This is a genomic window from Serratia sp. TSA_7, from assembly GCF_052692135.1.
Genome location: NZ_JBQZFU010000001.1, coordinates 1,763,030 through 1,787,700, shown reverse-complemented (window position 1 = coordinate 1,787,700; position 24,671 = coordinate 1,763,030). Strand labels below are relative to the sequence as shown.

At 55.9% G+C, this 24,671-nt stretch carries 26 protein-coding genes; 12 read left to right on the top strand and 14 right to left on the bottom strand.

Annotated elements, in window-relative coordinates; all coding sequences use genetic code 11:
- The first annotated feature begins 27 nt into the window (after window positions 1-27).
- From ACUTQW_RS08520 to ACUTQW_RS08505, 4 genes are all read left to right on the top strand, one after another.
- A complete protein-coding gene (locus tag ACUTQW_RS08520) occupies window positions 28-930 on the top strand; it encodes a LysR family transcriptional regulator (RefSeq protein ID WP_006326223.1) in 903 nt (300 codons plus the stop codon).
- A 350-nt stretch (window positions 931-1,280) separates the two neighbouring features.
- On the top strand, window positions 1,281-1,478 hold the full coding sequence (locus ACUTQW_RS08515) for a glycine zipper domain-containing protein (protein ID WP_020439281.1): 198 nt from the start codon (window positions 1,281-1,283) through the stop codon (window positions 1,476-1,478).
- Between the two features lie 15 nt (window positions 1,479-1,493).
- Window positions 1,494-1,742, top strand: coding sequence for a GlsB/YeaQ/YmgE family stress response membrane protein (locus tag ACUTQW_RS08510; protein WP_020439280.1), 249 nt, complete (start codon window positions 1,494-1,496; stop codon window positions 1,740-1,742).
- Between the two features lie 93 nt (window positions 1,743-1,835).
- Window positions 1,836-2,228 carry a YidB family protein gene (locus tag ACUTQW_RS08505; protein ID WP_020439279.1) on the top strand — a complete coding sequence of 131 codons (393 nt, stop codon included), beginning with the start codon at window positions 1,836-1,838 and terminating at the stop codon, window positions 2,226-2,228.
- Window positions 2,229-2,231: 3 nt separating this feature from the next.
- On the opposite strand, the gene ACUTQW_RS08500 is transcribed toward ACUTQW_RS08505, so the two are convergent.
- On the bottom strand, window positions 2,232-3,164 hold the full coding sequence (locus ACUTQW_RS08500; RefSeq protein WP_198640660.1) for a LysR family transcriptional regulator: 933 nt from the start codon (window positions 3,162-3,164) through the stop codon (window positions 2,232-2,234).
- Between the two features lie 111 nt (window positions 3,165-3,275).
- Here ACUTQW_RS08500 and ACUTQW_RS08495 point away from each other — a divergent pair, with 111 nt between their 5' ends.
- Both ACUTQW_RS08495 and ACUTQW_RS08490 read left to right on the top strand, forming a co-directional pair.
- Window positions 3,276-4,328 (top strand): SDR family oxidoreductase, encoded by a 1,053-nt coding sequence (locus ACUTQW_RS08495; protein WP_020439277.1) that lies wholly within the window; start codon window positions 3,276-3,278, stop codon window positions 4,326-4,328.
- Between the two features lie 110 nt (window positions 4,329-4,438).
- Window positions 4,439-5,521 carry an endonuclease/exonuclease/phosphatase family protein gene (locus ACUTQW_RS08490; protein WP_006326219.1) on the top strand — a complete coding sequence of 361 codons (1,083 nt, stop codon included), beginning with the start codon at window positions 4,439-4,441 and terminating at the stop codon, window positions 5,519-5,521.
- Window positions 5,522-5,559: 38 nt separating this feature from the next.
- On the opposite strand, the gene ACUTQW_RS08485 is transcribed toward ACUTQW_RS08490, so the two are convergent.
- The 4 genes from ACUTQW_RS08485 to ACUTQW_RS08470 form a co-directional block, all read right to left on the bottom strand.
- The gene (locus ACUTQW_RS08485; RefSeq protein WP_006326218.1) at window positions 5,560-6,567 is read right to left on the bottom strand and encodes an NAD(P)H-quinone oxidoreductase; all 1,008 of its coding nucleotides are present in this window, start codon (window positions 6,565-6,567) and stop codon (window positions 5,560-5,562) included.
- A gap of 160 nt (window positions 6,568-6,727) precedes the next feature.
- Window positions 6,728-6,937, bottom strand: coding sequence for a hypothetical protein (locus ACUTQW_RS08480; protein WP_006319262.1), 210 nt, complete (start codon window positions 6,935-6,937; stop codon window positions 6,728-6,730).
- 142 nt (window positions 6,938-7,079) lie between these two features.
- On the bottom strand, window positions 7,080-7,196 hold the full coding sequence (locus ACUTQW_RS08475; protein WP_006326216.1) for a FeoB-associated Cys-rich membrane protein: 117 nt from the start codon (window positions 7,194-7,196) through the stop codon (window positions 7,080-7,082).
- 249 nt (window positions 7,197-7,445) lie between these two features.
- Window positions 7,446-7,817 (bottom strand): hypothetical protein, encoded by a 372-nt coding sequence (locus tag ACUTQW_RS08470; RefSeq protein ID WP_004946281.1) that lies wholly within the window; start codon window positions 7,815-7,817, stop codon window positions 7,446-7,448.
- 548 nt (window positions 7,818-8,365) lie between these two features.
- On the opposite strand from ACUTQW_RS08470, the gene cspE reads away from it, so the two are divergent.
- Together cspE and dsrB are read left to right on the top strand one after the other, a co-directional pair.
- Window positions 8,366-8,578, top strand: coding sequence for a transcription antiterminator/RNA stability regulator CspE (cspE, locus tag ACUTQW_RS08465; protein WP_004946278.1), 213 nt, complete (start codon window positions 8,366-8,368; stop codon window positions 8,576-8,578).
- A 346-nt stretch (window positions 8,579-8,924) separates the two neighbouring features.
- The gene (dsrB, locus tag ACUTQW_RS08460; protein WP_004946272.1) at window positions 8,925-9,125 is read left to right on the top strand and encodes a protein DsrB; all 201 of its coding nucleotides are present in this window, start codon (window positions 8,925-8,927) and stop codon (window positions 9,123-9,125) included.
- 231 nt (window positions 9,126-9,356) lie between these two features.
- On the opposite strand, the gene rcsA is transcribed toward dsrB, so the two are convergent.
- Together rcsA and ACUTQW_RS08450 are read right to left on the bottom strand one after the other, a co-directional pair.
- Complete coding sequence (gene rcsA / locus ACUTQW_RS08455) at window positions 9,357-9,986, bottom strand: transcriptional regulator RcsA (protein ID WP_004946270.1); 630 nt, start codon at window positions 9,984-9,986, stop codon at window positions 9,357-9,359.
- Window positions 9,987-10,751: 765 nt separating this feature from the next.
- Window positions 10,752-12,167 (bottom strand): pyridoxal phosphate-dependent decarboxylase family protein, encoded by a 1,416-nt coding sequence (locus ACUTQW_RS08450; RefSeq protein ID WP_062792479.1) that lies wholly within the window; start codon window positions 12,165-12,167, stop codon window positions 10,752-10,754.
- 101 nt (window positions 12,168-12,268) lie between these two features.
- On the opposite strand from ACUTQW_RS08450, the gene ACUTQW_RS08445 reads away from it, so the two are divergent.
- Window positions 12,269-13,141 (top strand): LysR substrate-binding domain-containing protein, encoded by an 873-nt coding sequence (locus ACUTQW_RS08445; RefSeq protein WP_037431168.1) that lies wholly within the window; start codon window positions 12,269-12,271, stop codon window positions 13,139-13,141.
- A gap of 1 nt (window position 13,142) precedes the next feature.
- Here the strand turns inward: ACUTQW_RS08445 and ACUTQW_RS08440 are convergent, their stop codons facing one another.
- Both ACUTQW_RS08440 and ACUTQW_RS08435 read right to left on the bottom strand, forming a co-directional pair.
- Complete coding sequence (locus tag ACUTQW_RS08440; protein ID WP_064799892.1) at window positions 13,143-14,528, bottom strand: CoA transferase; 1,386 nt, start codon at window positions 14,526-14,528, stop codon at window positions 13,143-13,145.
- A gap of 64 nt (window positions 14,529-14,592) precedes the next feature.
- On the bottom strand, window positions 14,593-16,776 hold the full coding sequence (locus tag ACUTQW_RS08435) for a glycoside hydrolase (protein WP_445654836.1): 2,184 nt from the start codon (window positions 16,774-16,776) through the stop codon (window positions 14,593-14,595).
- A gap of 515 nt (window positions 16,777-17,291) precedes the next feature.
- On the opposite strand from ACUTQW_RS08435, the gene ACUTQW_RS08430 reads away from it, so the two are divergent.
- Both ACUTQW_RS08430 and mgtA read left to right on the top strand, forming a co-directional pair.
- On the top strand, window positions 17,292-17,990 hold the full coding sequence (locus ACUTQW_RS08430; protein ID WP_004946253.1) for an MgtC family protein: 699 nt from the start codon (window positions 17,292-17,294) through the stop codon (window positions 17,988-17,990).
- Between the two features lie 200 nt (window positions 17,991-18,190).
- Window positions 18,191-20,890: a magnesium-translocating P-type ATPase gene (mgtA, locus tag ACUTQW_RS08425; protein ID WP_006326195.1), complete on the top strand. Its 2,700-nt coding sequence runs from the start codon at window positions 18,191-18,193 to the stop codon at window positions 20,888-20,890.
- 32 nt (window positions 20,891-20,922) lie between these two features.
- Here mgtA and ACUTQW_RS08420 read toward each other — a convergent pair whose 3' ends face one another.
- The 4 genes from ACUTQW_RS08420 to ACUTQW_RS08405 form a co-directional block, all read right to left on the bottom strand.
- The gene (locus ACUTQW_RS08420) at window positions 20,923-21,696 is read right to left on the bottom strand and encodes a DUF3307 domain-containing protein (RefSeq protein WP_020439270.1); all 774 of its coding nucleotides are present in this window, start codon (window positions 21,694-21,696) and stop codon (window positions 20,923-20,925) included.
- Between the two features lie 2 nt (window positions 21,697-21,698).
- Complete coding sequence (locus ACUTQW_RS08415) at window positions 21,699-22,295, bottom strand: hypothetical protein (RefSeq protein ID WP_004946244.1); 597 nt, start codon at window positions 22,293-22,295, stop codon at window positions 21,699-21,701.
- 114 nt (window positions 22,296-22,409) lie between these two features.
- A complete protein-coding gene (locus ACUTQW_RS08410) occupies window positions 22,410-22,874 on the bottom strand; it encodes a DMT family transporter (RefSeq protein WP_006326193.1) in 465 nt (154 codons plus the stop codon).
- Between the two features lie 5 nt (window positions 22,875-22,879).
- On the bottom strand, window positions 22,880-23,338 hold the full coding sequence (locus ACUTQW_RS08405) for a DMT family transporter (RefSeq protein WP_006326192.1): 459 nt from the start codon (window positions 23,336-23,338) through the stop codon (window positions 22,880-22,882).
- A 101-nt stretch (window positions 23,339-23,439) separates the two neighbouring features.
- Here ACUTQW_RS08405 and ACUTQW_RS08400 point away from each other — a divergent pair, with 101 nt between their 5' ends.
- A complete protein-coding gene (locus tag ACUTQW_RS08400; RefSeq protein WP_004946236.1) occupies window positions 23,440-24,360 on the top strand; it encodes a LysR family transcriptional regulator in 921 nt (306 codons plus the stop codon).
- A gap of 71 nt (window positions 24,361-24,431) precedes the next feature.
- Here ACUTQW_RS08400 and ACUTQW_RS08395 read toward each other — a convergent pair whose 3' ends face one another.
- Window positions 24,432-24,611: a hypothetical protein gene (locus ACUTQW_RS08395; RefSeq protein WP_004946232.1), complete on the bottom strand. Its 180-nt coding sequence runs from the start codon at window positions 24,609-24,611 to the stop codon at window positions 24,432-24,434.
- Window positions 24,612-24,671 lie beyond the last annotated feature (60 nt).

Sequence of the window (24,671 nt, the reverse complement as noted above, 5' to 3'; positions counted from 1 at the left end):
CGCAGCTTTTTTCAGGATGCACAGCCGGTGGACAAGATAGGGAGATTACGGGTTTTTATCCAGGTTGCCGAGGTGGGCAGTTTTATCCGCGCTTCACACATCCTGCTGATGCCAAAAACCACGGTGTCGGCGGCGATCCAACAGTTGGAACATGAAATGGGCGCGCGCCTGTTTCATCGCACTACCCGCAAGGTACAGTTGACCAGCGACGGCGAGCTGCTGCTCGACAAAGCGCGCAGCCTGCTGTTCGACGTGAATGTGCTGGACACGCTGTTTCAGCAGAAAAACGGGCCGATAGGCGGCCGCTTGACGGTCGATGTGCCAAGCCGCATTGCCCGGCGAATCATCGTGCCGGCGCTGCCTGATTTTTTCCTGCAATACCCCGATATTCAACTCTTCCTTAGCGCCAGCGACCGCTCGATCGATTTGATTCAGGAGGGGGTAGACTGCGTGGTGCGTGTCGGCAGCCTCAGCGACAGTAGCCTGGTCAGCCAGCCGCTTGGCCGTTTGAGCATGGTCAATTGCGCCAGCCCGGATTATTTGCGGCGCTACGGGACGCCGGAGCATACCGATCAACTGGACGAGCACTGGGTGGTGGGGTACGCGCAGCCCAATCTGGCGGGCGCGGAGACCTGGCAGTGGGAGCAGGAAGGGCAATCGGTTGAAAAAACGCTGCGTAGCCGGGTGACGGTCAACAATGCGGAGAATTATATCGGCTGCTGCCTGGCAGGGTTGGGAATGATTCAGAACCCGCGGTTCGATCTCCAGCATCATCTGGATGATGGCAGCCTGCGAGAGATACTGCCGCAGGCCCGGCCATCGGCGATGAGCATTGCGCTGCTTTATCCCCACCGGCGACAGCGTTCGGCGCGTTTCACGGCGTTTGCCGAGTGGTTCGGCCGTTTAATCAAACCGTTTTGCGAAAGCTGAGCGGGGCGCGGGATTACATCAACAACTGCGCGGCAGACCCATCCCAGACGGCGGCAAAGGTATAGATGACAGCCAGTATCAGCATGAATGGCATATTGTTCATTGCCTATCTCCTGCGGAAATATTCACTTCAAGTATAGCCCGCGGAAATGACAGTCAGATGAATTAGATCGTTTTTTGTACAGCCAAATTCAGACAGACGGAAATGTGTAAACTGCTGATATTTGACTATAGTAACAGTGTGAAGCTGCGTGTTTGTCGCGAATCACCCTGTATCGCGCTGCCGGTGACGGCAAGCATAGGGAAACATAGGTGTGAACTTTTCGGCTATGTTAACTTAAGGATATGAAATGTCAGTTAAAAATGACGTTAAAGACAATGTGGAACAGCTGTGCGGCAGTGCAAAATCTGCTGCATGCGAAGTGCGGGCCGGTTTGAAAGACGTTGCCGGTCACTCCTGTTCTTACATTAAGGACAACCCCTGGGCTGGGGTTGGCGCCGGCGCCGTTGTGGGCCTGGTGGTAGGTTTTCTTTTAGGCAAAAAGTAAATAGGGAGAGTAAAAATGGGCATCATTTCCTGGATCATTTTTGGTTTAATCGCCGGTATCCTGGCTAAATGGATCATGCCGGGCAAGGACGGCGGTGGCTTTATCGTGACTGTTATCCTCGGGGTCATCGGTGCGGTAGTTGGCGGCTATATCAGTACCTTCTTCGGTATGGGTCGCGTAGATGGCTTTAACCTGGGCAGCTTCGTTGTCGCAATAATCGGTGCCCTGGTGGTACTTTTTGTCTACAGAAAGATCAGAAACTAGTCAGATGCTGATCAACAGGGTCGCTGAGGCGACCCTTTTTCGTTAAATCATAGCGGTCGCGCGGCCTGGGCCGGCGGCCAGAAGGGGATGAGCATGGGTCTGTTTGATAACGTATTGGGCAGTATTCTGGGTGGCGGCGCTAACGGCGGCAAAGGCCTGGATTACGTCGCGATCCTGCAATGGGTCGAGCAACAAGGCGGCCTGCAGGCGATTTTGGACAAATTCCGCCAGGGGCAATTCGGCGATGTGGTCGGCTCATGGTTGGGCAACGGTGAAAACCAGCCGATCAGCGGCGATCACGTTCAGCAGGCGCTGGGCAGCGATGCCATCAACCAGTTGGCCGAAAAACTGGGGATCGATCCTGCCGAGGCTTCCAGCGCCATCGCGCAGTTCCTGCCGTCGGTGACTGACGCCGCATCGCCAAATGGCGAAGTGCAGCAGGACAGCAACGAGCTGGGCGATATGGTCGGTAAGTTGTTCAAATAACGCTTAGGCCCCCGGCGGCTGGTCGGGGGCCTTGTTTACTCTAATGCCTTCAATGCCCTCCAACGCTCCCAGCAAATAATCTACCCATGCCCGTACTTTGCCGGGAATAAACCGCGCGGCGGGGTAAACGGCATGCAGCGCCATCGGCGGGTAGTGCCAGGCAGGCAATACCTGTACCAGCGTACCGGCCGCCAACTGCCGGCCAATCAGCGGCCGTTGCGCACCGCCGATACCCAAACCAGACTCGATGGCGGCCAGCAGCGAGAAGGTGTTGTTGGCGCGGAATACCGGCCGTACGTTCACCATCTCGGCGCCCTGAGGGCCGATTAACGTCAGCGCATCGCCATCGCTAAGGCCGCTGTAGCGAATATGTGCATGGGCCGTCAATGCGGCCGGCGTTTGCGGCATGCCATGCGCCGCCAGATAAGCCGGCGAAGCCACGAGAATACGCTGCAATTCCCCCAACCGCCGCGCCACTGTGCCCGGCGCGCTCAGTTCGCCAAAGCGAATCGCTACGTCAATGCCTTCGCCGATGACATCTGCCCGACGATCGTCCAGCAGTAACTCAATATTCAGCTCCGGATGGCGCTGTTGAAAGGCGATCGCCAGCGGCGTCAGATGTTGTTGGCCGAACCCCGTTGGTGCATGAATGCGTAAGTTTCCTTGCAACCGCCGGTTCAGACCGTGCAGCGCCTCTTCCGCTTCGTCTACCGCCGCTAAAATCGGTTTGATTTGCCGGTAATAACCACCGCCGGCATCGGTCAGGGAGACGGCGCGGGTGCTGCGAAACAGCAACTGCGTGCCCAATTGCTGCTCCAGCCCGGCGATCTGCTGACTGACCGCCGGTTGCGTGAGCCCAAGATCGCGGGCCGCCGCCGAGAGGCTGCCCAGCTCCGCTACGCGGACGAAAGTCTTCATGGCGCTAAGCTTGTCCATCGATGATCCATTTATAGGTTTTGCTTATAAGTGTTAGTTAAAAATGGCGTCTACCGCAAGTTTTGCTAATCGATCACAGTAGGTGCATCCATACCTGGCAGGAGAGATAACATGCAAAGCGGCAAACTGGCGCTGGTGGTCGGCGCTAATGGCGTCATCGGCCATAAACTGATTGAGGAACTGGTCGTGCAGGGGTGGCAAGTGGTCGGCCTGTCGCGGCGCGGGGGCGTGGACCGACCGCAAGTGCGTTATCTGGCGGTTGATCTGCTGGATGCGCAGGCGACGCGCGAGGCGCTGCAACCTCTAACGCAGGTCAGCCACATTTTCTATGCCGCTTATCAGGACGCGCCGGACTGGGCGGGGCTGGTGGTACCGAATCTGGCGATGTTGACGAACGTGGTGGATGCGATGGAGCCGGTAGCGCAAGGGCTGGAGCACATCAGCCTGATGCAGGGCTACAAGGTTTATGGCGCGCATCTGGGGCCATTTAAAACCCCGGCTCGTGAAAGTGACGCCGGGCATATGCCGCCGGAGTTCAACGTGGATCAGCAGCGCTACCTTGAGCGGCGACAGCAGGGCAAACGTTGGCGCTGGAGCGCGATTCGCCCCAGCGTGGTCGGCGGGTTTTCGCTCGGCAATCCAATGAACCTGGCGCTGACCGTTGCCGTTTATGCCTCAATCAGCAAGGCACTGGGGCTGCCGCTGCGTTTTCCCGGCAAACCGGGGGCTTACCACAGCCTGTTGGAAATGACCGATGCCGGCCTGCTGGCGCGGGCTACGCTGTGGGCGGCGACCGAGCCTGCAGCGGCCAATCAGGCGTTTAACATCAATAATGGCGATCTGTTCCGTTGGAGCGAGATGTGGCCGAAAATTGCCGATTATTTTGGCCTGGAGACGGCGCCGCCGCTGCCGATGCCGCTGGAACAGATGATGGCGGATAAAACCGCGTTGTGGCAGGCCCTCGCGCAGCAGCATGATTTGGCGGTGACTGATTACCGTGCGGTGACCGGCTGGCGCTTTGCCGATTTTGTTTTCTCGTGGGATTACGACATGTTTGCCGACGGCAGCAAGGCGAGGCGTTTTGGTTTCACCCAATTCGTCGAAACCGAGGCGATGTTCTTCACGCTGTTTGACGAGTTCCGGCGGAGAAGGATTATTCCCTAGCGCCTGCTGGCGGGGCGGGCGCTTTTTATGGCACTCTTTGGCTGCCGCCCGGTCGGGCGGCCAGAGAGGCCGTCAGCCCGATCGGCCCGGGGGATGATGAGGAAATAAACGTGACAGGGATTACCGCCATACTGACGCTTTTGCTGGCGCTGGTGACCATTGCGCCACTCTCAAAGCATGCAGCCTGGTGGATTCGGGTGTGGGATTTTCCGCGCCTGCAAATACTGGCGCTGTCATTATCGGTGTTATTGCTTAACCTGCTTTTTCTGCCTCTGTCCTCGCCGCTGGTGTGGGGCATGATAGCGGTGAATCTGGTCTGCGTAGCGTATCAGGGGGCATGGATCTTCCCTTATACCCGACTGAGCAAACCCCAGGTAGTGGACTTTACCGGCTACCGGCACAAGCCGCGTTTGCGCCTTCTGGTGTGCAATGTGTTAACCCCCAATCGGCAGGCGGATAAACTGCTGGCGTTGGTGGCGACCGAACGGCCGGACGTGCTGGTGGTGGTGGAAACCGACAGTTGGTGGGAGCAGCGGCTGGCGCCGCTGGAACAGGATTATCCTCACAGTTTGAAATGTCCGCAGGATAATCTTTACGGCATGCATGTTTATTCGCGACTGAAACTCAGCGATGCGGAAATTCAGTACCTGGTGGATAAAGAGATTCCGTCGATGCACATGATGGTGCATTTGCCGCAAGGGCAGAAGGTGCGCTTGCACTGCGTGCATCCGATGCCGCCAAGCCCCACCGAGAATGACGAGTCGGAAGATCGTGACGCCGAGCTGGTCATGGTGGGAAAAAGCGTTGCCAAATCGGCGTTCCCGGCGATTGTGACCGGCGATCTGAACGATGTAGCTTGGTCGACCACGACCCGCTTGTTCCTTAAAGTCAGCGGTCTGTTGGATCCGCGTCGCGGTCGCGGCATGTTCAGCACCTTTCATGCCGGCTATCCGTTCCTGCGCTGGCCGCTGGATCATGTGTTCCACAGCGATGATTTTGTGCTCGGCTCGCTGCGTCGTTTAACCCACGTCGGTTCGGATCACTTCCCGATTCTGGTGGAACTGGTGTACGCGCCCAAGCAGGGGGCTGAACAGGAAAGCCTGGAGAAAGACGGCGAAGATGAGGCGTTGGCGCAAGAAAAACTGGCCAACACCGGTTCTTCGCCAGAGGACGTGCATACGCCGGGCGCTTGAAACATCACCCCGCGGCATCGGCTGCGGGGTGTCTCTCTTTAGAGGGTCAGCATAATCTTGCCGATATGCATGCTGGACTCCATCAACGCATGCGCTGCGGCCGCTTGTTCCAGCGGGAACGTTTTGAATATCTGCGGTTTTAACGCGCCGCGCTCCAGCAGCGGCCACACTTTTTGCTGCAAATCGGCGGCAATTAGCGCTTTATCTTCCACGCTGCGCGCGCGCAACGTGGAACCTGTGTGAGTCAGACGTTTGAGCAGCAGCGGCATCAGGTTCAATTCCTTGGCCACGCCGTTCTGGGTGCCGATTTGCACAATGCGTCCATCCATCGCCGCCGCCTGGTAGTTCTTCGCCACGTAATCCCCGGCGATCAGATCGACAATCACGTCTGCGCCCTTGCCGTTGGTCGCGTGTTTGGTCTGCTCGACGAAGTCTTCGTTACGGTAGTTAATCGCTACGTCGGCGCCCAGCGCCAGGCTGGCCTGACGTTTTTCCTCGGAGCCGACGGTGGTGATCACGCGGGCGCAGAACGCTTTCGCCAGCAGGGTGGCGACGGTACCAATACCTGACGTGCCACCGTGGATCAGCACGGTTTCACCGGCCTTTAGATGCCCGCGCTGGAACACGTTGACCCAGACGGTAAAGAAGGTCTCAGGGATGGCTGCCGCCTCCGTCAGGCTCATGCCCTGAGGCACCGGCAGCGCATTGCTTTCATGCACTTTGCAGTATTCGGCGTAGCCGCCGCCGGCAATCAGGGCGCACACGCGATCGCCGATGGCGTAATTTTTCACCCCAACGCCGATGGCAACCACTTCACCGGCTATTTCGAGGCCGGGAATATCCGATGCACCGGGTGGCGGCGCGTATTGGCCACGGCGTTGCATAACGTCGGGCCGATTAACCCCGGCGGCGGCGACCTTCACCAAAATCTCACCTTGTTGCAGCGTCGGCAATGGCCGCTCGGCGACAACCAGCACCTCCGGTTCGCCCGGCTGGCTGATTTCGATCGCTTTCATGGTGTTGGGCAGTGGCGGGTTTGCTGACATGGTCATTCTCCTCCGATTGGCGTTCAGGCACAGTGAACAGTGTAGATAAGCACCTGCTGTAATTCATATTTTATCTTACAGAAATGCCGACGGGAGAATGTGGATCATAGGGCGGTTTTTAGGGGGAGAGGAGGGGAGCCGCCGCAGGGGCGGCATGGTATCAGTCGTTTGGCGGAATGCGGAAACCTTTGAGTGAGACGATGAAGTGCTCTTTCCCTTTGGAGATCTTGGCGCCTTTATCACACCACAGACTGGCGAGCTGGAAAAAGTCGTCGCTGTCGATGTCATAAGCCAGTTCGATTTTCTTGGCTGTTCCATAACGGATCAGCTTTTCTGCTTCCTGGTGGTTTGTTGCTTTAATGGTGGTCATAACGAAATCCTTGGTGTAAGCCAGTGCGGATAATCGTGGACCATCATATGGCTGAATTGTGACAATTTTGTGATGGAAGCATGACAGTGAACGGTTGTGTGGCCTGGAGCATAACACGGCGGTTATGCTCCCCTCTGTTCTGTCAACGATCGTGCGGACGAATCAGCGTGCTTTTCTTCTGCGATTTAAAGTGTTTGTACAGCGCATATCCTGCAATGCCGGCCAAAACCGCCAGTAAAGACATATATTCTGTCGCCATGAGACTAACCTCCGATAAAGAGTGGCTAAGGAGCCGCTATTTGTGACAGTTATCACGTTATCGCGCAATGAGACCATTCTGTAACGCAGCAGGGTGTTGATATTTAGACATAAAAAAAGCGCCTATAGGAAGGCGCATAAAAATTTACAACACAGCTTGTCATGCCCAGCACCAGGAGGAGTGGTGAACACGGGGCCATTGTATGAACTCCCCGCAGCGGCAGATATAGGGATAACTCTTAAAGCTCAGCTACCACTGATAGCCCATATTCAGGCTGTAATCGGGATCCTGATTGGTGGAGTAAGGATCGGACTGGCGGAGGCGATCGGTTTTTTTCACCGGGCCGCTAAGTGCCGAATAGGGTTTGGTAAGCGGACGGCTGCAACCGGGGTGATCGCATTCTATTTGAACGCGAAAACCGGTTTTGTCTTCGGACTCAGACCAGGATACCGGTGGCTTGGCCGTTTTAGCTGCCGGGCCAAGCGCGCTCTGCGGCACGGGCGCAGGAGTGGGGCTCGGCTCCGGCGCGGTATAAGATAAATCGAGCGCCTGGGCTGAGTAGGTGCTCAGCATCAACAGGGCAGTGCAGCAGGATGCTGCCAGCGTACGCTTTCTAAGCATGGTCGATCTCCCTTCATAATTACGCGGCGCAACTATAAAACAGCTCAACGAGAATGACTATCATTTATGGGGGCGGATGCCTTCTTTTGAGGCTGCGCCATAAACAATTTCTCTTTATCAGGCATCGGACCAGGTTCGTTGACGGCCTGAAAGGCGAAATTGTGTTCAATCTCAACAAGGTGGCTACTTGGCCTGGGCGAAATTTAAAAAAATTTTTGGCTGTGCCTGGCCGTCATTATCGGGCAAATACGGCAGATAACGCTGATAAATTAAACAAATTGGGTTAAATTCTGTGCGTTTAACCCCGTTTCTACAGAGGGGCTGATAAAAAGAGTTGCTATTAAAGTCCTGTCATGAGTTAATGCTTCTCGGCCTGTGGTACAGACCTATTTATGCACGACATTTTGAGTAAAGTAGTTCAAATTTAAAGCGTTATCCTAGATAGCTCTTCTCTGACGAATTTCCTTTCTAGTGCCTCCATAAGTAACTGATGACCGGCTATATCATATGCCCATGGTGGCTTACATTTAATATTGAAGGAATTAGACATGTCTAACATGATCAAAGGTCAAGTGAAGTGGTTCAACGAGTCTAAAGGTTTTGGTTTCATCACTCCAGCAGACGGCAGCAAAGATGTGTTCGTACACTTCTCTGCTATCCAGGATCAAGGCTTCAAGACCCTGGCTGAAGGCCAGAACGTACAGTTCTCTATCGAGAACGGTGCTAAAGGTCCGTCAGCGGCTAACGTTACCGCTATCTAATCGGCTTCTGCTGATTAACAAAAACCCGCCAAGGCGGGTTTTTTTGTGCCTGCAATTTGCCGAAGGCAAAAAAAAGCCCGCAAGTCTGCGGGCAAAAGTTCCTTGTTACTTCTTCATTTGCAGGCACCTCTCTGGGGGGAAGCACCTGTGAACAGCCTATCCTTTACGGTCTTAAGATTCTGCGGTCAAAACGTTAAGAAAGTGAAAAAACAGGTTGGTGCGGTGGCCTGCTACGCTTTAGAAAAGCACTAAAACGGGCGAGCTGCGGGTTTACCGGCACTGCACAGTGTTTTTCGCACCTTATTCTGTAATACACTGACATCAATGATAAATGATGGGGCACAGTATGAAAGTTAACGATCTGGTAACGGTTAAAACTGACGGTGAACTGAGGCGTGAAGGGGTGATACTGGCGGTAGAAGAATTCAATGAAGGGATAATGTACCTGGTCGCGTTGGATGACTATCCTGCCGGCGTCTGGTTTTTCAACGAGATTGACAGCCGGGACGGCACCTTCGTCGAGCTGAGACAGGGCGGAACCCGGTAGGCCGCTCGGCAAAGAGCCAATATCTCTCCAACGGATTAATTTAATCAGCAAGTTTTTCGCAAGGTTACTATTTCGGAGGGTAGGGGCTATTTTTGCTGCGGGAATACCCGCCGCGGCCGAAAATGTCGTCGCGAGCAGGTATGAGGTTATTTAAATGTTTTATATCGAGGATGACTGGTTGTAAGACATTTAAAACCAAGGCTGAGCAGAATACACGGTAAATCTCTTTACCTAGCGGCTATTGACAAATATCCCACTGGTTAAGGTGTCGGTTAAACGGACAACATGATAAATAATTTGCTTGTTGTGCGTTTTAATTTTTCTTTTGATATTTCCCTTGTGGGAAGAGACGGTCTTGGCTTTAATTTGCATCTGGTCGGATATCTGGATGGTTCCCTGACCCGACATCCACATGCGCAACATGTTTGATTCTGTTTGACTCAGCGTAACGGGCGTTTGGTCAAATGAGGTCTTTTCCGTACGAGTGGCTTTTTTCTCAAGATAGTGACTAAGTAGCTGATTCATAGTCTCTGGCTTGATGGATTTTGACGAGATGATGACATTTTTACGAACATATAAATAATCGTCAAAATGTACGTTGGTGATAGCCATAAAGATGAAGAATAAGGTGTCCGGGTGCAGTGAAATCACCCGTTTTATACGTTCCGTCGCGTCGGCTTCGTGTATAAAGCAATCTTCGTTAATAAACACCAGGCTGGGTTTCAACTTGCTGCATTTTTCATGCAGATCGTCGATATCGTTGATGGCATTAATTTGGCGTTTTTTTACTCCATGTGTTGTCAGGTAGTCTGTTAAACCCAATCTGGTATAGCTGCATGAATCCATAATGATCGTTGGCATATCGCACCCCCACTTAAATCCGTTTTACCGCGGTAACAAAGAGAAAAAGCCTGAAGCCTAAAGGCAAAAAATGGAACAAAATTTCACGTATAGCCAGTGTTCTATCAATAAACACGGCGGCACTCAACGATATTTTCTTTCTAAACTAATTAATTGCATGAACCTATAAGTTTAGCTTAAGTCAGAATAATCTGCTAACCGACAAATAGCCAGTCTAGAACGCTAACTTATGCTTGAGCTGCGTGCCTGTGGGCATCGTTATGATTGAATCTGCGCATCATGTCACGAAATGAAATTTTAAATTGCTAGGAAAATTCTTAAAAAAAATTCATGTGTTGTTTTTTTAACATTTTTCAGTCTAATTTTTCAACACATCGAGGGCTATCAAATCTTTGCTTGTGTGATTTTATCGTTATATATCAATTTCTTATTTGTCTTATTTTCATATTTGATAATAAGAATTTTTTCTTTTTTTATCAGTTGCGATATCCGATAGTCACATTGAGTTAACATGGAATCGGTTCTTTGTTAAGGAAACGGGCGTTATAACAACGAGTTGATGTAGCTATATGTGCTATTCCACAAAATGTGAGAAATGTCAGAGAGTGATTAATTGGTTTCTCTGAACTGTTTTGTCCATTGTGGCTAGTATGGTGCCGAAGAGGGGCGATTAGGGGACAATGCGCCGGGCCTGCTGCTTGCCGCCTGTTGGTAGCAATAACAATAAAAGCAGGACGCCGCAAGGAGCGCCCTTAAACTCTGTGATTAAAGCGCTTCAGGCAGGCAGTGCCGCAACGATTCCAGCGCCATGAGGATATCTTCTTCTTCCGTCATCCAATTGACCAAGGCGGCGCGGATCCCGGGTTGTCCGTTATAATGCGTGGGGGTGCAGCGCACTATGCCATGTCGATCGAGCCGGTCGATAAAGCGATCCCGCGCGGCCGCGGCATCCCCTTCAACGTTACTGAGAGCGAAACACACCACGTTCAAATTGACCGGCGCCAGCAGATGAAAACCCTCGCTGGCATCCAACCCTGCGCCCAACCGGCGCGCCAACTGGATATTACGCTCAACCATGTCTTGCATGCCGCTGCGGCCATAGGCCTTAAGCGCCATCCATAACGGCAGGGCGCGGAAACGCCGTGAGTTTTCCGGCGTCAGGTGCAGGTAGTCGTCCGGGCGCAACGTCGGCGCTTCCATATAGACCGAATGGTTTTGGAAAACCTGCATCTGCAGTTCCAAATGACGAGTGAATTGAATGGCGCTGTCATAGGGCACATTCAACCATTTATGTGCGTCAACGGTGATTGAATCCGCTTGCTCCCAGCCGGTCAACAGCGGGGAGTAGTGCGGTGAACAGGCGGCGACACCGCCAAACGCGGCATCAACGTGCAACCAGAACGGGTAGCGCTCGCGCAGTGCCAGCAGACGCGGCAAATCGTCGAAGATCACGGTGTTGACCGTGCCGGCGCTGGCCAGCACGATGACAGGCGCGCCATTGCTGGCGGCCAGGTGCCGTTCCAGCGCTGCGGTGTCCATGGCTTCGGAATCCGGCAGACAATCGACGATTTTCAGCGCATCGCGGCCGATCCCGAGCATGCTGAGTGCCTTCACGCTGCTGGAATGGGCATTCGCCGACAGCACCTGTATTGGCCCTAATGCCGCCAATCCCTGTTCGGCGACATCAATTCCTCGTTGTTGCCCTAGCCACTGGCGGCCAATAGCGATGCCGACAAAGTTGGCCATGGTCGCCCCGCTGACAAAGCTGCCGCTAAATGCTTTCGGTAAACCTAGCAACGACTTCAATTGCTCAATAGTGGCCAGCTCAATCGCTGCGGCCACGGTGTCGTGGCTCAGTAGGCTGTTTTGGTCTATGGCACTAACCAGCCAATCCGCCGCCAGCGCGGCCGGAGTAGCGCCGCCGGTGACAAAGCCAAAATAACGCGGCCCGGCGCTGCCTGAGAGGCCCTCGGCATAGCGTAACCAGAAATCCTCCAGCGTCGCCAAAGCGCCGTTGCCACTGTCCGCCAGTTGGTCGTCGCCCAACTGCAGCTGTTGGGCCTCAAGAGGAGGGTAAACCGGACGCTGTTTCAACCCGGCAAGAAACCCCTCTGCCAACTGGCGGGTCCGGTCGAGTATCTGTGGAAATTGGTCAAGATCCTGTTGTAAGCGAGGGTGCATCTGTGGCTCCGGAGAGAAGAGGATAAGGGTGACACCTTAGACCATTTGCTTTAGTGCGAAAATCGATGAAAAATGACCCTTTTGGATAGCTGGACTAACCAATGCTTAATGAGCGTGTTCCTTTGCATACCCTGCCGACTTTTGTGATTGCCGCCAAACTGGAGAATTTGCGCGCCACCGCGCAGCAGGTACATCTGACCCACGGAGCGGTTAGTCAACAGATCCAGCAGCTCGAACAGGCGATCGGCTGCCCGTTGTTTGAACGACACGGGCGCGGGTTGCGTTTGAACGCCGCCGGCCGCGAACTGTTGGCGGTGGCGGAACCGGCGCTGCAGGCGCTGCAACAGGGGATTGGTCGCGTCAGGCGTATTGCGCAAAGCCACAGGCTGCACATCAGCGTACTGCCTTCCTTCGCACACTATTGGTTAATGCCGCGACTGCCCGCTTTCCGCGAGGCCTGCGCCGGCATTGCGCTGGATATCGACGCTTCTCTGGCGGTGCAGGATCTGTCGCGTAAGGGGTTTGATGCGGCTATCCGTATTGGCGAGGGCCAATGGCCGAACTTGCAGGCACAGCGTATCGCTTCCGGAGAGGTGGTACCGGTGGCCACCCCTGAGTTGGCGCGACAGTGGCAGGCGGCATTCGACAAGGGTTCACCGCGCACGCCGCTGCTGGAGCATGATGTTACGCCGTGGCGCAGGTGGTTCGCGGCGCACCAACGGGGGGAGTGCGGCCAGCAAATGGCGTTGTTCAATGATGCCGGTTTGCTGATCCGTGCGGCAGAGCAGGGATTCGGCATTGCGTTGGTGAAAAGGCTGCTGGTCAGTGATGCCCTGGCGGAGGGGCGGCTGGTGGCGCTGGCCGAGGCCAGGCATCTGGATAATGGCGATTTTTACCTGGTTTGGCCACAGACCGCAGGATTGACGCCGGCGGTCGAAGAGTTATTACACTGGTTACAACGCCAACTGGCCTGAATCAGCGACGCAGCCACTCCGGCTGGGAAGTGCCCAGAGCGGTAGCGGGCAGGGCCCATTGCAGCGCAGTCCCGTTCAGATGCAGCGGGGCGCAAAGGCGCAGCGCAGCACCCCAATGGGTCAACTCGGTTTCCGGGTTTTCATCGGCCTCGGTGACCGGTGCCAGCGGCTTTGACAGGTGCTCCAGCGGATAAGGATTATCGAACAGCATCTGTGCGGTGCGGGCCAGGGAAAGCCGTGCACTGTAACCGGTGCCGCGCGCCAGCCGCTCGCGCATGCCATGCAGCACCGCCGTCGCCATCAGGTAACCGGTAGCGTGATCCAGTGCCTGTACCGGCAATGGCACCGGCATGGCGGCGTTTTTCCACGTCATACCTGATGCCGCCAACCCGCAACTCATTTGCACCAGGCTATCGAAACCGCGTCGCCCACGCCACGGGCCGCTCCAGCCGTAAGCGTTCAGACAGACGTCGATCAACCCCGGTGACAACGTACGCCGTTGTTCCGCGCCATAGCCCAATTTTTCCAGCGCGCCGGCGCGGTAGCCATGAACGATGACATCGGCGTTTTGCAGTAGATGCTCAAAGGTGTGGCGATCGTGGGCGTTATTCAGATTCAGGCGCGCGCAGCGTTTGCCGAGGAGTACTTCATGCTCGACGCCCGGTTCATCCCAGCCGTAGGGATCGATACGCAATACGTCTGCACCCAACCCGGCCAGAAAGCGGGTGGCGATCGGCCCGGCGATAATCCGCGTCAGGTCCAACACCCGCACTCCGTGTAGCGGTCTGGCGGCCGGCAACGTCCAGGCAGGGGGCGGGGCTTCAGGTTGCCGCGTTTGATGGATTAACGGCTCTTGTGCGACGCTTTTGCCTTGAATATGCTGCCGCCACGCCTCGACCGAACGCATTTCCGCCGCACAGCCACCGGCTTCTATCACTGCCTGTTCCAATTCGCTTTTTTGCCACCCCAGCACCCGTTGCGCCAGCGTGCCTTTATTCTGATGCGGCCCCAGCACCCGCTCGACCGCTTTGCGGTGATGCGGCGCATTGGTATGCAGACGGATCCAGCCGTCGCGAGTGGCATAATCGCCCGCCAGCGCATCCCAGGCGGCAGGCAGTTGCCACCCCAGCGGCCGTAAGGTCCAACCGAACCACAGCGAAGCCAGCCGACGATCGACCAATGCCTGCTGCATACCGCCTTTGCTTTGTTGCAACAGCCCGGCGCAGGCCAGGCCGGCGGCGCCCCAACAGGCCGTAGCCAGTTCGGTCACCGGGAATGCGCTGGCCAGTTCACCTTCGCCGCTGACCGCCAATTGGCTCACAGGAGGAGGGGTGTGGCTCAGGCTTTGCCAGATTTCTTCGAGCAGCTTTTGGGTAAGGGTAGGCATCAGTAAACTCCATCGTTGCCGATCGGGGGACTGAGCCTAGCGTAGTTCACCCCGGCCGGAGTTGCTATTGCGTGATGTTCAGGGTGCGACCGTCCGCCAGTTTGGCACGCAGGCTATGGGCGGCGATGCCCTCGAACGGCTGGTTGCCAAAGTTGGCGGTTAACGTTGAGCCGTCGCTGAAGGTGGTTTGCTGTACCCAACCCGCCGTATCCAGCCAGCGGAAGTCCGTCAGCGCCTTATCCCACAACGCCTGATGCAGCGGGCGGAACGCCGCATCGCTCCGTTTGATCTCCGGCAGGCGTGCCTGCAGGGTGGCACGGCTGAGGTGGAACATCGGCGCGGTGTTGTACAACTGGCTGAGCAGGCTGCGAAGGGTTTTGACATCGCTGAACTTCAGGTTGTCGTAATTCCAGTGGTGGCTGCTGATAATCGCATCGTGAAATACCGCCTGATAAAGCGGCAGGCGATAGCGCGGGTCAAACTCCACCGTTCGGTAGGGTTCTTTTACCTTGGCCGGGCTGAAGAAAAAGGCCGGTTGCGCGTTTGGCCACCAGGCACCCAGATAGTAGGGCGAGGATTTATCCTGATTCATTTGCTTATCACCCCAGCCGAAGCCCCAGGTTTCCATGCCGTGGGCAAACATGATGTGGCGGGCGGTCACCGCATTGCCATCCTCAGAACCAAGCGGCAGTTTTAGCGTGTCGCTGAACCAGGCCAGCCGCGCGTTGCGCGCCTGCGCCATTTGCGCAGTGCCGGTAGGATGATTGGGCTGATAGTCATCAGACACCATTCCCGTGCCGTCAACGTCAAGGAACAGGCTGTTCAGCCCGGCCAGTTGTACCAGGCTGCGCATGCGCTGTTGGGAATAGGGCAGTACGCAACCGGGATTCAGATAGTAGCCTTGCTTGCCGAAACCGGGTTTTTTAGTGCCGTCGGCGCGTACGATGGCGCAGTCTTCACGCAGCGCTGCCGGCAACTGGGCCGTCAGCCAGCTGTCGTTGACTCCGCGGGGAATCGCCGTGTCGTAAGAGTCGTAACTGGCGATGAGATAGCCCAATGTCTTGGCGCTCTCCACCGCCTGCGGATGCAGAAACTCGGCGGTCCAATTATCGGTGCCCAACCACAGGCGCGGCAACCCGGCCTGATGCAGCGCCTCGATCAGTGGTTTCGCCAACCCCTGGCCCCAGCTATCTGCCGTAGCCAGATAGGCGCCAAGCTGCCGCTGCGCCAGTTCACGCAGGCTGGCGGCCTGCCGATGTTGCGCTTCCAGGAAGTCTGGGTCATCCGGCGTAGCGTTGAGCGGCGTCAGCGCGACCAGCGCCTGGTTCAGGGCGTCGATCAGCGTCAGTTGTTGCCAGCCTTCCGGCGTTTTTCCCGCCAGTTGGCGCAGTGTTTGCTGGTTTTCGGCATCCATTTTTTGCCGCAGCGCTTCGCCAGGCGGGGAGATAAGCCAGGACAGCAAGCCCGGCCAGTTTTTCACGTCAGCGGGTGCCAGCAGTTTGTCGCCCCACAGATAGATATGCGTGGCGCCAATCAGTTTTTCGCCCTCCGGGGCCGAGCGGATTTTATCGCGAAGACTGCTGAACTGGCCGCTTTGCTGCAAATACTGGCGATAACGACGCGCCCCGGATAATGGCGTTTCACCCACATGCAGCAACACGTCGAAAGTCTGTTGCTGATTAAAACGGCTGAACTGGTGGCTACTGCGCATGCTGAATACGCCCTTTGCGCTGGCAAAGTTGACCTGATTGCTGAACGGCGTAAGCAGCAGCCAGCTATACACCTTGCCCTGCTGCTCCAGGCTCCACAATGGCAACTTCAGGTCCCAATTGGTATCCAGCGGCGTCATTTCCTTAACCAGATACTGCTGCCAGACGGCATTATCCAGCGGGATACGGCTGCCTTCACCTATTGGCAACAACAGGGTGTCGGCCTGCTGCGGCAGGGTGAACCAATTCAATGTCTGCGCCCGGTGGGTGTTGAAGCCAAGACGCAGATCGCCGTCCTCAAGCCTGGCGGACACCTGCATGGCGCTGTCCGGCCATTGCCAACGGGCCTGCGTTGGCGTGCTTTGCAGTTCGGCTACGGCTTGCGCGGCCTGAGCCTGATTGACGATGGTTTTGCCTGTTGTGATTTGCAGCGTGGCCGGGTCGATATCAAAACGGGCCGCTCCCTGTTGCAGTAACAGGGCGTCGGCGGGGACGGCGGCAAACAGGGCGAAACTGATGGAAAGGCGAAGCATGTTCATCGGATTGGCTGTCCTTCGGGGATTAATGTCCTGTTGAGACGCTAGTCTATAGATAATAAGCACATCACCCAAAGCCAATGCGGCAGATTGCGTTGCGCGTCAAATAAATGGCGTTATGCAGTTTAATTTCCGTTTAATAAATTCGCCTTTACATCATTACTCTGCGTCACTATACTCAGCCAAAATTTCAGTGAGGAAACACAATTGGACAGTTTTAGTTGTAGCGATATAAATAAGGCAAGCTGACCAATCCTCTTCTGATTTGTTGCTTGCCGAAAACGGCGGGCAGCACCCCTCTCTTTTTATTCCGAGCTGTGCAAACCCGAATCTCATTGTTGTACCTGAGGCCCAATGGCATCAGGCGAATTGATTTGGACGTTATTATGGTGATTTGCAGCCACAGCCTTTTCCCTCCAGGCACTGACGCGTTCGTTCGCTAATATATTATTGGCGTAATTTCGCGTGTGCTAAAAAGCACATGATTTTATCTCCTGCAGTTTATTAAGGGGACAGTCATGGCTATGACTCCTTTTGTTTTAAATCTATTACTGGCGATGAGCCTGGGCGCGGTTATTGGCGCTGAGCGGCAGTGGCGTCAGCGTATGGCCGGCCTGCGCACCAATGCGCTGGTGGCCACCGGTGCGGCGGTGTTTATCCTCAGCTCCATGTCCACCGATCCTTCCAGCGCCGGGCGGGTTGCCGCGCAGATTGTTTCCGGCATCGGCTTTCTGGGCGCCGGGGTGATCATGCGTGAAGGGCTGAATATCCGTGGCCTGAATACCGCCGCCACGCTGTGGTGCTCGGCGGCGATTGGCGTGCTGTGTGGCCTGGGGCAATACTGGAATGCGGTACTGGCGACGCTGGTGATCCTGTGCGCGAATATTCTGCTGCGCGAAGCGGCGCAGCGCATCAATCTGCAACCTCAGCAGCAGGCGACCGACCTGGAACTGTGTTATCGCATTCAGGTTACCTGCGGCGAACAAGATGAAATACTGGTACGCACGCTGATATTGCAGGCGCTGAACGGCGTGGCACTAAGATTGCAATCTTTGCGCAGCGCCGATATATCCATTCCCGGCCAGCTTGAGGTTTGTGCCGAGATAACGGCCAATCCCGCAGCGCAAAAAGAAATCGAGGGTATTGTCTGCCGCGTCAGCCTGGAAAAAAGCGTGAGTGCCGTACGCTGGCGAGTCGCTTCTGAATTACCCGTTTAATTCTTCATTAATATTCACCTCATTTGGTGGTAAGGAGGCGTCATGGACGATGACCCCATAATATTGATTGTTCGACGTGATTGCCTGTGATTATAAATCCCGGCAATGACACTGATTAAATAAAATTCCACTCTGCGCTTATTCACCTGTTGTTCAGGCGGGGTAACCCTGTGCGCAGAATAAGATAAGAGAATAGCGTTATGACCTATATTAATGACAACCTACGCCGTCGCGATAAAAAAGAGGCGCCTTACGCCATCGCGCAAGAAGCGAAAAATAGCGTCGCCCAGACGCTGGCAAATTTAAAATGCAACCGTAATGGCCTGACCCAGGACGACGCCGATGAACGGCTGGAGCAATTTGGCGTTAATCAGGTTGCCCATGAGAAAGCGCCGCACGCGCTGGTGCAGCTGATTGGCGCATTTAATAATCCATTTATCTTTGTTCTTATGGTGCTGGCTGCGATCAGTTTCTTTACCGATTACTGGTTGCCTCTCCGGCGCGGTGAAGAAACCGATCTCATTGGCGTGATCATCATACTGGTGATGGTTTCACTCAGCGGGCTGCTGCGTTTCTGGCAGGAATACCGGACCAACAAGGCAGCGGAAACGCTGAAATCGATGGTGCGCACTACCGCAACGGTATTACGTCGCAGCAGCTACAGCGCGCAGCCGTTAACGCTGGAAGTGGCAATTCGCGAACTGGTGCCGGGAGATATCATCCAGCTTTCCGCCGGGGACATGGTGCCGGCGGACGTGCGCCTGCTTGCTTCACGCGATCTGTTCATCAGCCAGGCGATCCTGACTGGGGAGGCAATCCCGATCGAGAAATACGATGCAATGGGTAACGTCAGCCAAAAATCGAGCGAGGAGGAAGTCTCCAGTGAGCATGCGCTGTTGGAACTGCCGAATATCTGCCTGATGGGCACCAACGTCGCCAGCGGCACCGCCACGGCGGTCGTGGTGGCGACCGGCGGGCGCACCTATTTTGGCTCGCTGGCCAAGTCGATCGTCGGCTCCCGTTCGCAAACGGCCTTCGATCGTGGGGTGAACAGCGTCAGTTGGCTGTTGATCCGCTTTATGCTGGTGATGGTGCCGATTGTGTTGCTGATCAACGGCTTTACCAAGGGCGACTGGAGCGAAGCGGCGCTGTTTGCTTTGGCGGTGGCGGTGGGATTGACGCCGGAGATGCTGCCGATGATCGTCAGTTCCAACCTGGCGAAGGGCGCGATTGCCATGTCACGGCGCAAAGTGGTGGTCAAGCGCCTCAATGCCATCCAGAACTTCGGTGCTATGGACGTGCTCTGTACGGATAAAACCGGCACCCTGACTCAGGATCGCATTATCCTCGAACATCATCTGGACGCCGGCGGCGCCAAAGATAATGAGGTGTTGCACCTGGCGTGGTTGAACAGCGCCCACCAAAGCGGCATGAAAAATCTGATGGATCAGGCGGTGATCCGCTTCGGGCGCGGCAAGCCGGGCATCGAGGCGCTGGGGCGGTTTAGCAAGGTAGATGAGCTGCCGTTCGATTTTGTGCGCCGCCGTCTGTCGATCGTGGTGGCGGATGAAAATGGCCAACAGCGGTTGATTTGCAAAGGGGCGGTGGAGGAGATGCTGGATATCGCCACCCACGTGCGCGAGGGGCAGCAGACGCTGGTGCTGGATGAGGCGCGGCGTGCGGCGCTGCAGGCGCTTGCCGCCCAGTATAATGAGGATGGATTCCGCGTGCTGGTGCTGGCGACGCGGGAGTTGGGTGAGCAGAAAGATCCCTTGCCGCTGAGCGTGGCCGATGAGCGCGATATGGTGATCCAGGGCGTCCTGACCTTCCTCGATCCGCCAAAGGAGAGCGCGCAGGAAGCCATAGCCGCACTACAGGAAAACGGCGTGGCGGTGAAGGTATTGACCGGCGATAACCCGGTGATCACCTGCAAGATTTGTCGCGATGTCGGGCTGGAGCCGGGCGAGCCGCTCTCCGGCCCGCAAATCGAACAGATGGACGATGAAACGCTGGCGCGTGAGGTGGAGCAACGCACGGTCTTTAGCAAACTGACACCGCTACAGAAATCGCGGGTGTTGAAGATGTTGCAGGCGAATGGCCATACCGTCGGGTTCCTCGGCGACGGTATTAACGATGCTCCGGCGTTGCGCGATGCGGACGTCGGCATCTCGGTGGATACCGGCACCGATATCGCCAAGGAGTCGGCGGACATCATTCTGCTGGAAAAAAACCTGATGGTGCTGGAAGAAGGGGTCATCAAAGGCCGTGAAACCTTCGGCAATATCATCAAATACCTGAACATGACGGCCAGCTCCAACTTCGGCAACGTATTTTCGGTGCTGGTGGCCAGTGCGTTTATCCCGTTTTTGCCGATGCTGGCGATCCACCTGTTGATTCAGAACCTGATGTACGATATTTCCCAGCTGTCGCTGCCGTGGGACAAGATGGACAAAGAGTTCCTGCGTAAGCCGCGCAAGTGGGATGCGAAGAACATCGGTCGCTTTATGCTGTGGATTGGGCCAACCTCATCGATTTTTGATATCACCACCTATGCGCTGATGTGGTTCGTCTTTGCCGCCAACAGCGTCGAGCATCAGGCATTGTTCCAGTCCGGCTGGTTTATTGAAGGGTTGTTGTCGCAAACGCTGGTGGTGCATATGTTGCGTACCCAGAAGATCCCGTTCATTCAAAGCACCGCCGCATTGCCGGTTCTGCTGACTACGGCGCTGGTAATGGCGTTGGGCATTTATCTGCCGTTCTCGCCGCTGGGTGCCTGGGTCGGTTTGCAGCCCTTGCCGTGGGAATACTTCCCGTGGCTGGCCGGCACGCTGGTCAGCTACTGCGTAGTAGCGCAGATGATGAAGCGTTTTTATATTCGCCGCTTCGGTGAGTGGCTGTAATTACCCTGACCGCCGGGCGCAATGCCTGGCGGTTATAATAATCTTTTTACCAGCAGACCGAGCAAGATGGTCAGCGTAAAGGAAAACAGCGTGCCGAGCAGCACATACTCGGTACGCATTTTGTCATCGCTCTGTCGTAGGTCGCCAAAGCGAAAAATAGACTTTGCGGCCAGCAAAAAGCCGATCGCCGGAATTTGGCCGATCAGCACAAACGTCAGTATCAGCGTTCTTTCCAGGTAGCCAATCTGCTTGCCTGCGCGTAACAGCGAATCGTTGTCGGCTTTGGCCGAGGGCGGCATTTGCGGCGTCCAGTGCGCCAGCAATTGCCCAATCAGAACGCCCATCGGCATATAAATCACTAAATACGCCAGTAGCATCAGCCCAAACTGCCCACCGGTAGCGGCGGCGCCAAGCGTGGCTATCAGGTTGCGGGGTTCTGGCACCAGGCACAGCCACAGCAGAACAATCACCGTCAGATGCAGGCATTGATCGAGAAGAAAGCCGCCGGCCCGGCTGAGGTGGGCCAGGAGGGTGACTTTCAGCAGGTCGATAAAATAGTGGCTGATAGCGATAACCAGCAAAGTAGCCAGCGCCGCGGCGGCGGAGAGCCCGCCATGCAGCAGACCGAAACTCGCCACCGCACAGGCGGCCAATATACCGTGCAGCAAGGCATGCAACAGCAGGAAACGCGAACGCGCGCGACGGCGAATTTTATCCTCCACCCAACTGAGCGGTTGCAGCGGGAAATCGGCCAGCAAGTGTGCAATCAGCAACCAGGTCAGCAACGGCGCGTAGGTTAAATCCATCTTCAGGTGATCCTGTTAATCGCGTGAATAAATCGCATGATCTCCTCATAGGCTGCGCGTTTTAGCGTTGCGGAGACCGTGGACGCGGCTTTATGCAGTTTCTCGGCCACCTCCAGGTTGGTGGCGGCAAACATCCGCGTCTGCACTATCTGCGCCTCGGTTTGCGACAGACGGCCAATGACATGATCTAACATTGGCAACAGATCGCTGACAATGGCATTCGTCTCGGCATTGTCATTTTTCAGAGCCAGCCTGCAATTTTTATCCAGGCTGTCCAGCGCGTGGCCGGAATTCACAAAGGCGCTGGCATAACCGGCGGCTCGCTCCTGGCCATCTCCCAGGCCCACCGCGATGCGGGCGTCCCACTGGCCGGCGTCCATTGCTTTGAGTGCGATACGGATATATGCCGCCAGCAGCAGGCCGGATTGCGATTCGGCCACCGCCTGGAAGCCATCGCCGCGGAAAATCTCGAACCGCTGTATAAGCTTGGCCTGTTGCAGCCGGTTGAGCAGGGCGTTTAGCCCGGTAATGTAATTTGCGGTGTCGAATTGCCGGGAGTTGACCAGATCGCCGGTGATTACGCTGAGTTGCGTTTGCATGCTTTTCTCTGCTCTGAAGCGATAATTTACCGTTAAAATTCGCACCTAAATACGAATATGTCAATTATTCGTATCTGAATGCGAATTTAGCGTTTATTCGCTTCTAAAGGCGAATTATTCGCGCAATTTAAGAACGTTATGGATCAGCGCAATAAGGGGTTTTTCCCTCCGTGCCAGAGCGACGCCGAGCAGGATCAGCCCAACACCCAAGAGCTGCGCACCGACCGGAGCGCCGCTGTCGCGCAGGCGATCGATGATGACGCCCGCCAGCATTTGGCCGCTGATAATCAGCAGTGCGGCGCGCAGAGTGCCAAGGCGCGGCAGCACGTAACTGTTCAGCGCCACGAACAGCGCACCGATGACCCCGCCGAGGTAGGCTCCCCACGGGGCATGACCAAGCGGGAGGCCATTGAACCCGCCCCCCGTCGCCAGCAGCAGACTGAGGAACAAAAAACCGACGATGTGATTGCAGAGCGAGGCCTGGAAAGCGCCGCGACTCAACGCCAGGCGGCCATTGACCGCGCGGCTGATGCTGATGCAGACGCCATTGAACAGCGCGAGGAGTACCAAGGTTAGCATGGCGGTTATCTCAGAAAAATAAGCAGGGCGCAGCCGGCGAGGATCAGCAGCGTGGCGATAATGTCGTTGGTGCGCAGGCGGCGTTGAATGACGCCAAACCAGCCGCGGCTGTCGGAAAGCATGCCGAACAACACCTGACCGGTAAGCATGAGCGCCAGGCTACCGGCAAGCGCCAGCGGGCTATTGACGGTGATGGCGGCCACTACCACGGTCAGGGCACCCGGAATGCCGCCCAAGTAGGCCCAGCGGGGGGGCGCCGTCGCAGGAGAGAGGGGCGTACGGCGGCGCAGCAGCAGCAGCAGCAACAACCAGGCGGCGATCGCGCCAACGCCATGAGCCACCCAGGAAGCGAATAGCGGGCTGTTATAGCTAGCCAGTCCGCTGTTGACGCTGATCATCAGGGCCAGCAAAGCACCGGCGGTTAACGCCAGCAAAGGATCGGAGAAACGTCCGCGTATCATCATGTCAGGTTCCATTTTTACAGTGGCGAACAGCGTACATTGTTTTTGTTATCGTCATAATCCACTACAATGGAAACTCATTGTTGAGTAAAAGTTGACTATAAATGACCGATAATTTTGCGGCGATCCCGTTGTTTGTAGCGGTAGTGGAATGCGGCAGTTTTTCAGCGGCCGGCCAGCGGCTGGGCATTACCAAGTCTGCGGTAAGTAAACGCATTACCCAACTGGAAGGCTCGCTGGGCGTGCAGTTGCTGCATCGCACCACCCGCAGCCTGAGCCTGACCGAAGCGGGCGAGCAGTATTTTGGTTATGCGCGGAACGCCTGCGCGGTGGCGCAGGAAGGGGAAGACGCCATCACGCGATTGCAGGGGCAGCCGCAGGGCATTTTGCGGCTCAGTGTGCCGATGGTGTTCGGCCGTTTGCACATTGCGCCGTTGATTCCGGTTTTTTTGGCCGCCTGCCCGGAGGTGGAAATCAATATGATGATGGACGATAAGCTGGTCGATCTGGTGGAGGGGGGTTATGACCTGGCGATCCGCATTGGCCGGCTTGCCGATTCGAGCCTGATTGCCCGGCGTATCGCGCCTTGTTACAGCGTATTGTGCGCTGCGCCGGCTTATCTGACGCGCTGCGGCACGCCAAAGGATCTGGCGCAGTTGGCGCAGCATAACTGCCTGTTTTACAGCTACTACCGTGCCGGCAGCGAATGGCAGTTTCAGGGGCCTGAAGGGGCGGTACGTTTTCAGCCGAGGGGGAATTACCAGGTGAATAACAGTGAGGCGCTACGTGAAGCGTTGCTCGCCGGCCTGGGTGTTTGTCAGATGCCGACCTTTATCGTCGGTGACGATCTTGCGCAGGGGCGGCTGATCGAACTGTTGCCGGATCACAAGCTGCCGGAACACGCGATTTATGCCGTGTACCCGGAACGCAAACACGTGCCGGCGAAAGTCATGGCCTTTGTCGATTTCCTGCTGGCGCACTTGGGTGGGGAACGGCCTTATTGGGACGTTCAACGTCAGACATGAAAGCGCATTGTCATTCAGCCGGGAATACGCACGCCTGTTTGGCATGCCACCGGCGAAGGCTGAGGTGGGGTTTAAAAGCTTTTTACCAACACTTCGCGCGGTTGCTCGGCGCCGTGCTTCAGCAAGTATTCAAAAGATCTTTCGCTGCTTTTCAACTGCTGCAAAAATTCTTGCGGCGACAGATCGTGTTTTTTGCCGCTCATATAAGCCAGCGCCAGTTCTTTTGCCTGATAGCGTGAGAAATTGTACATCGTGCCCCCGGTGAGAATAAATGGTGTCTTGTTAAGGCTGATTGTAGGGGAATAGCACGT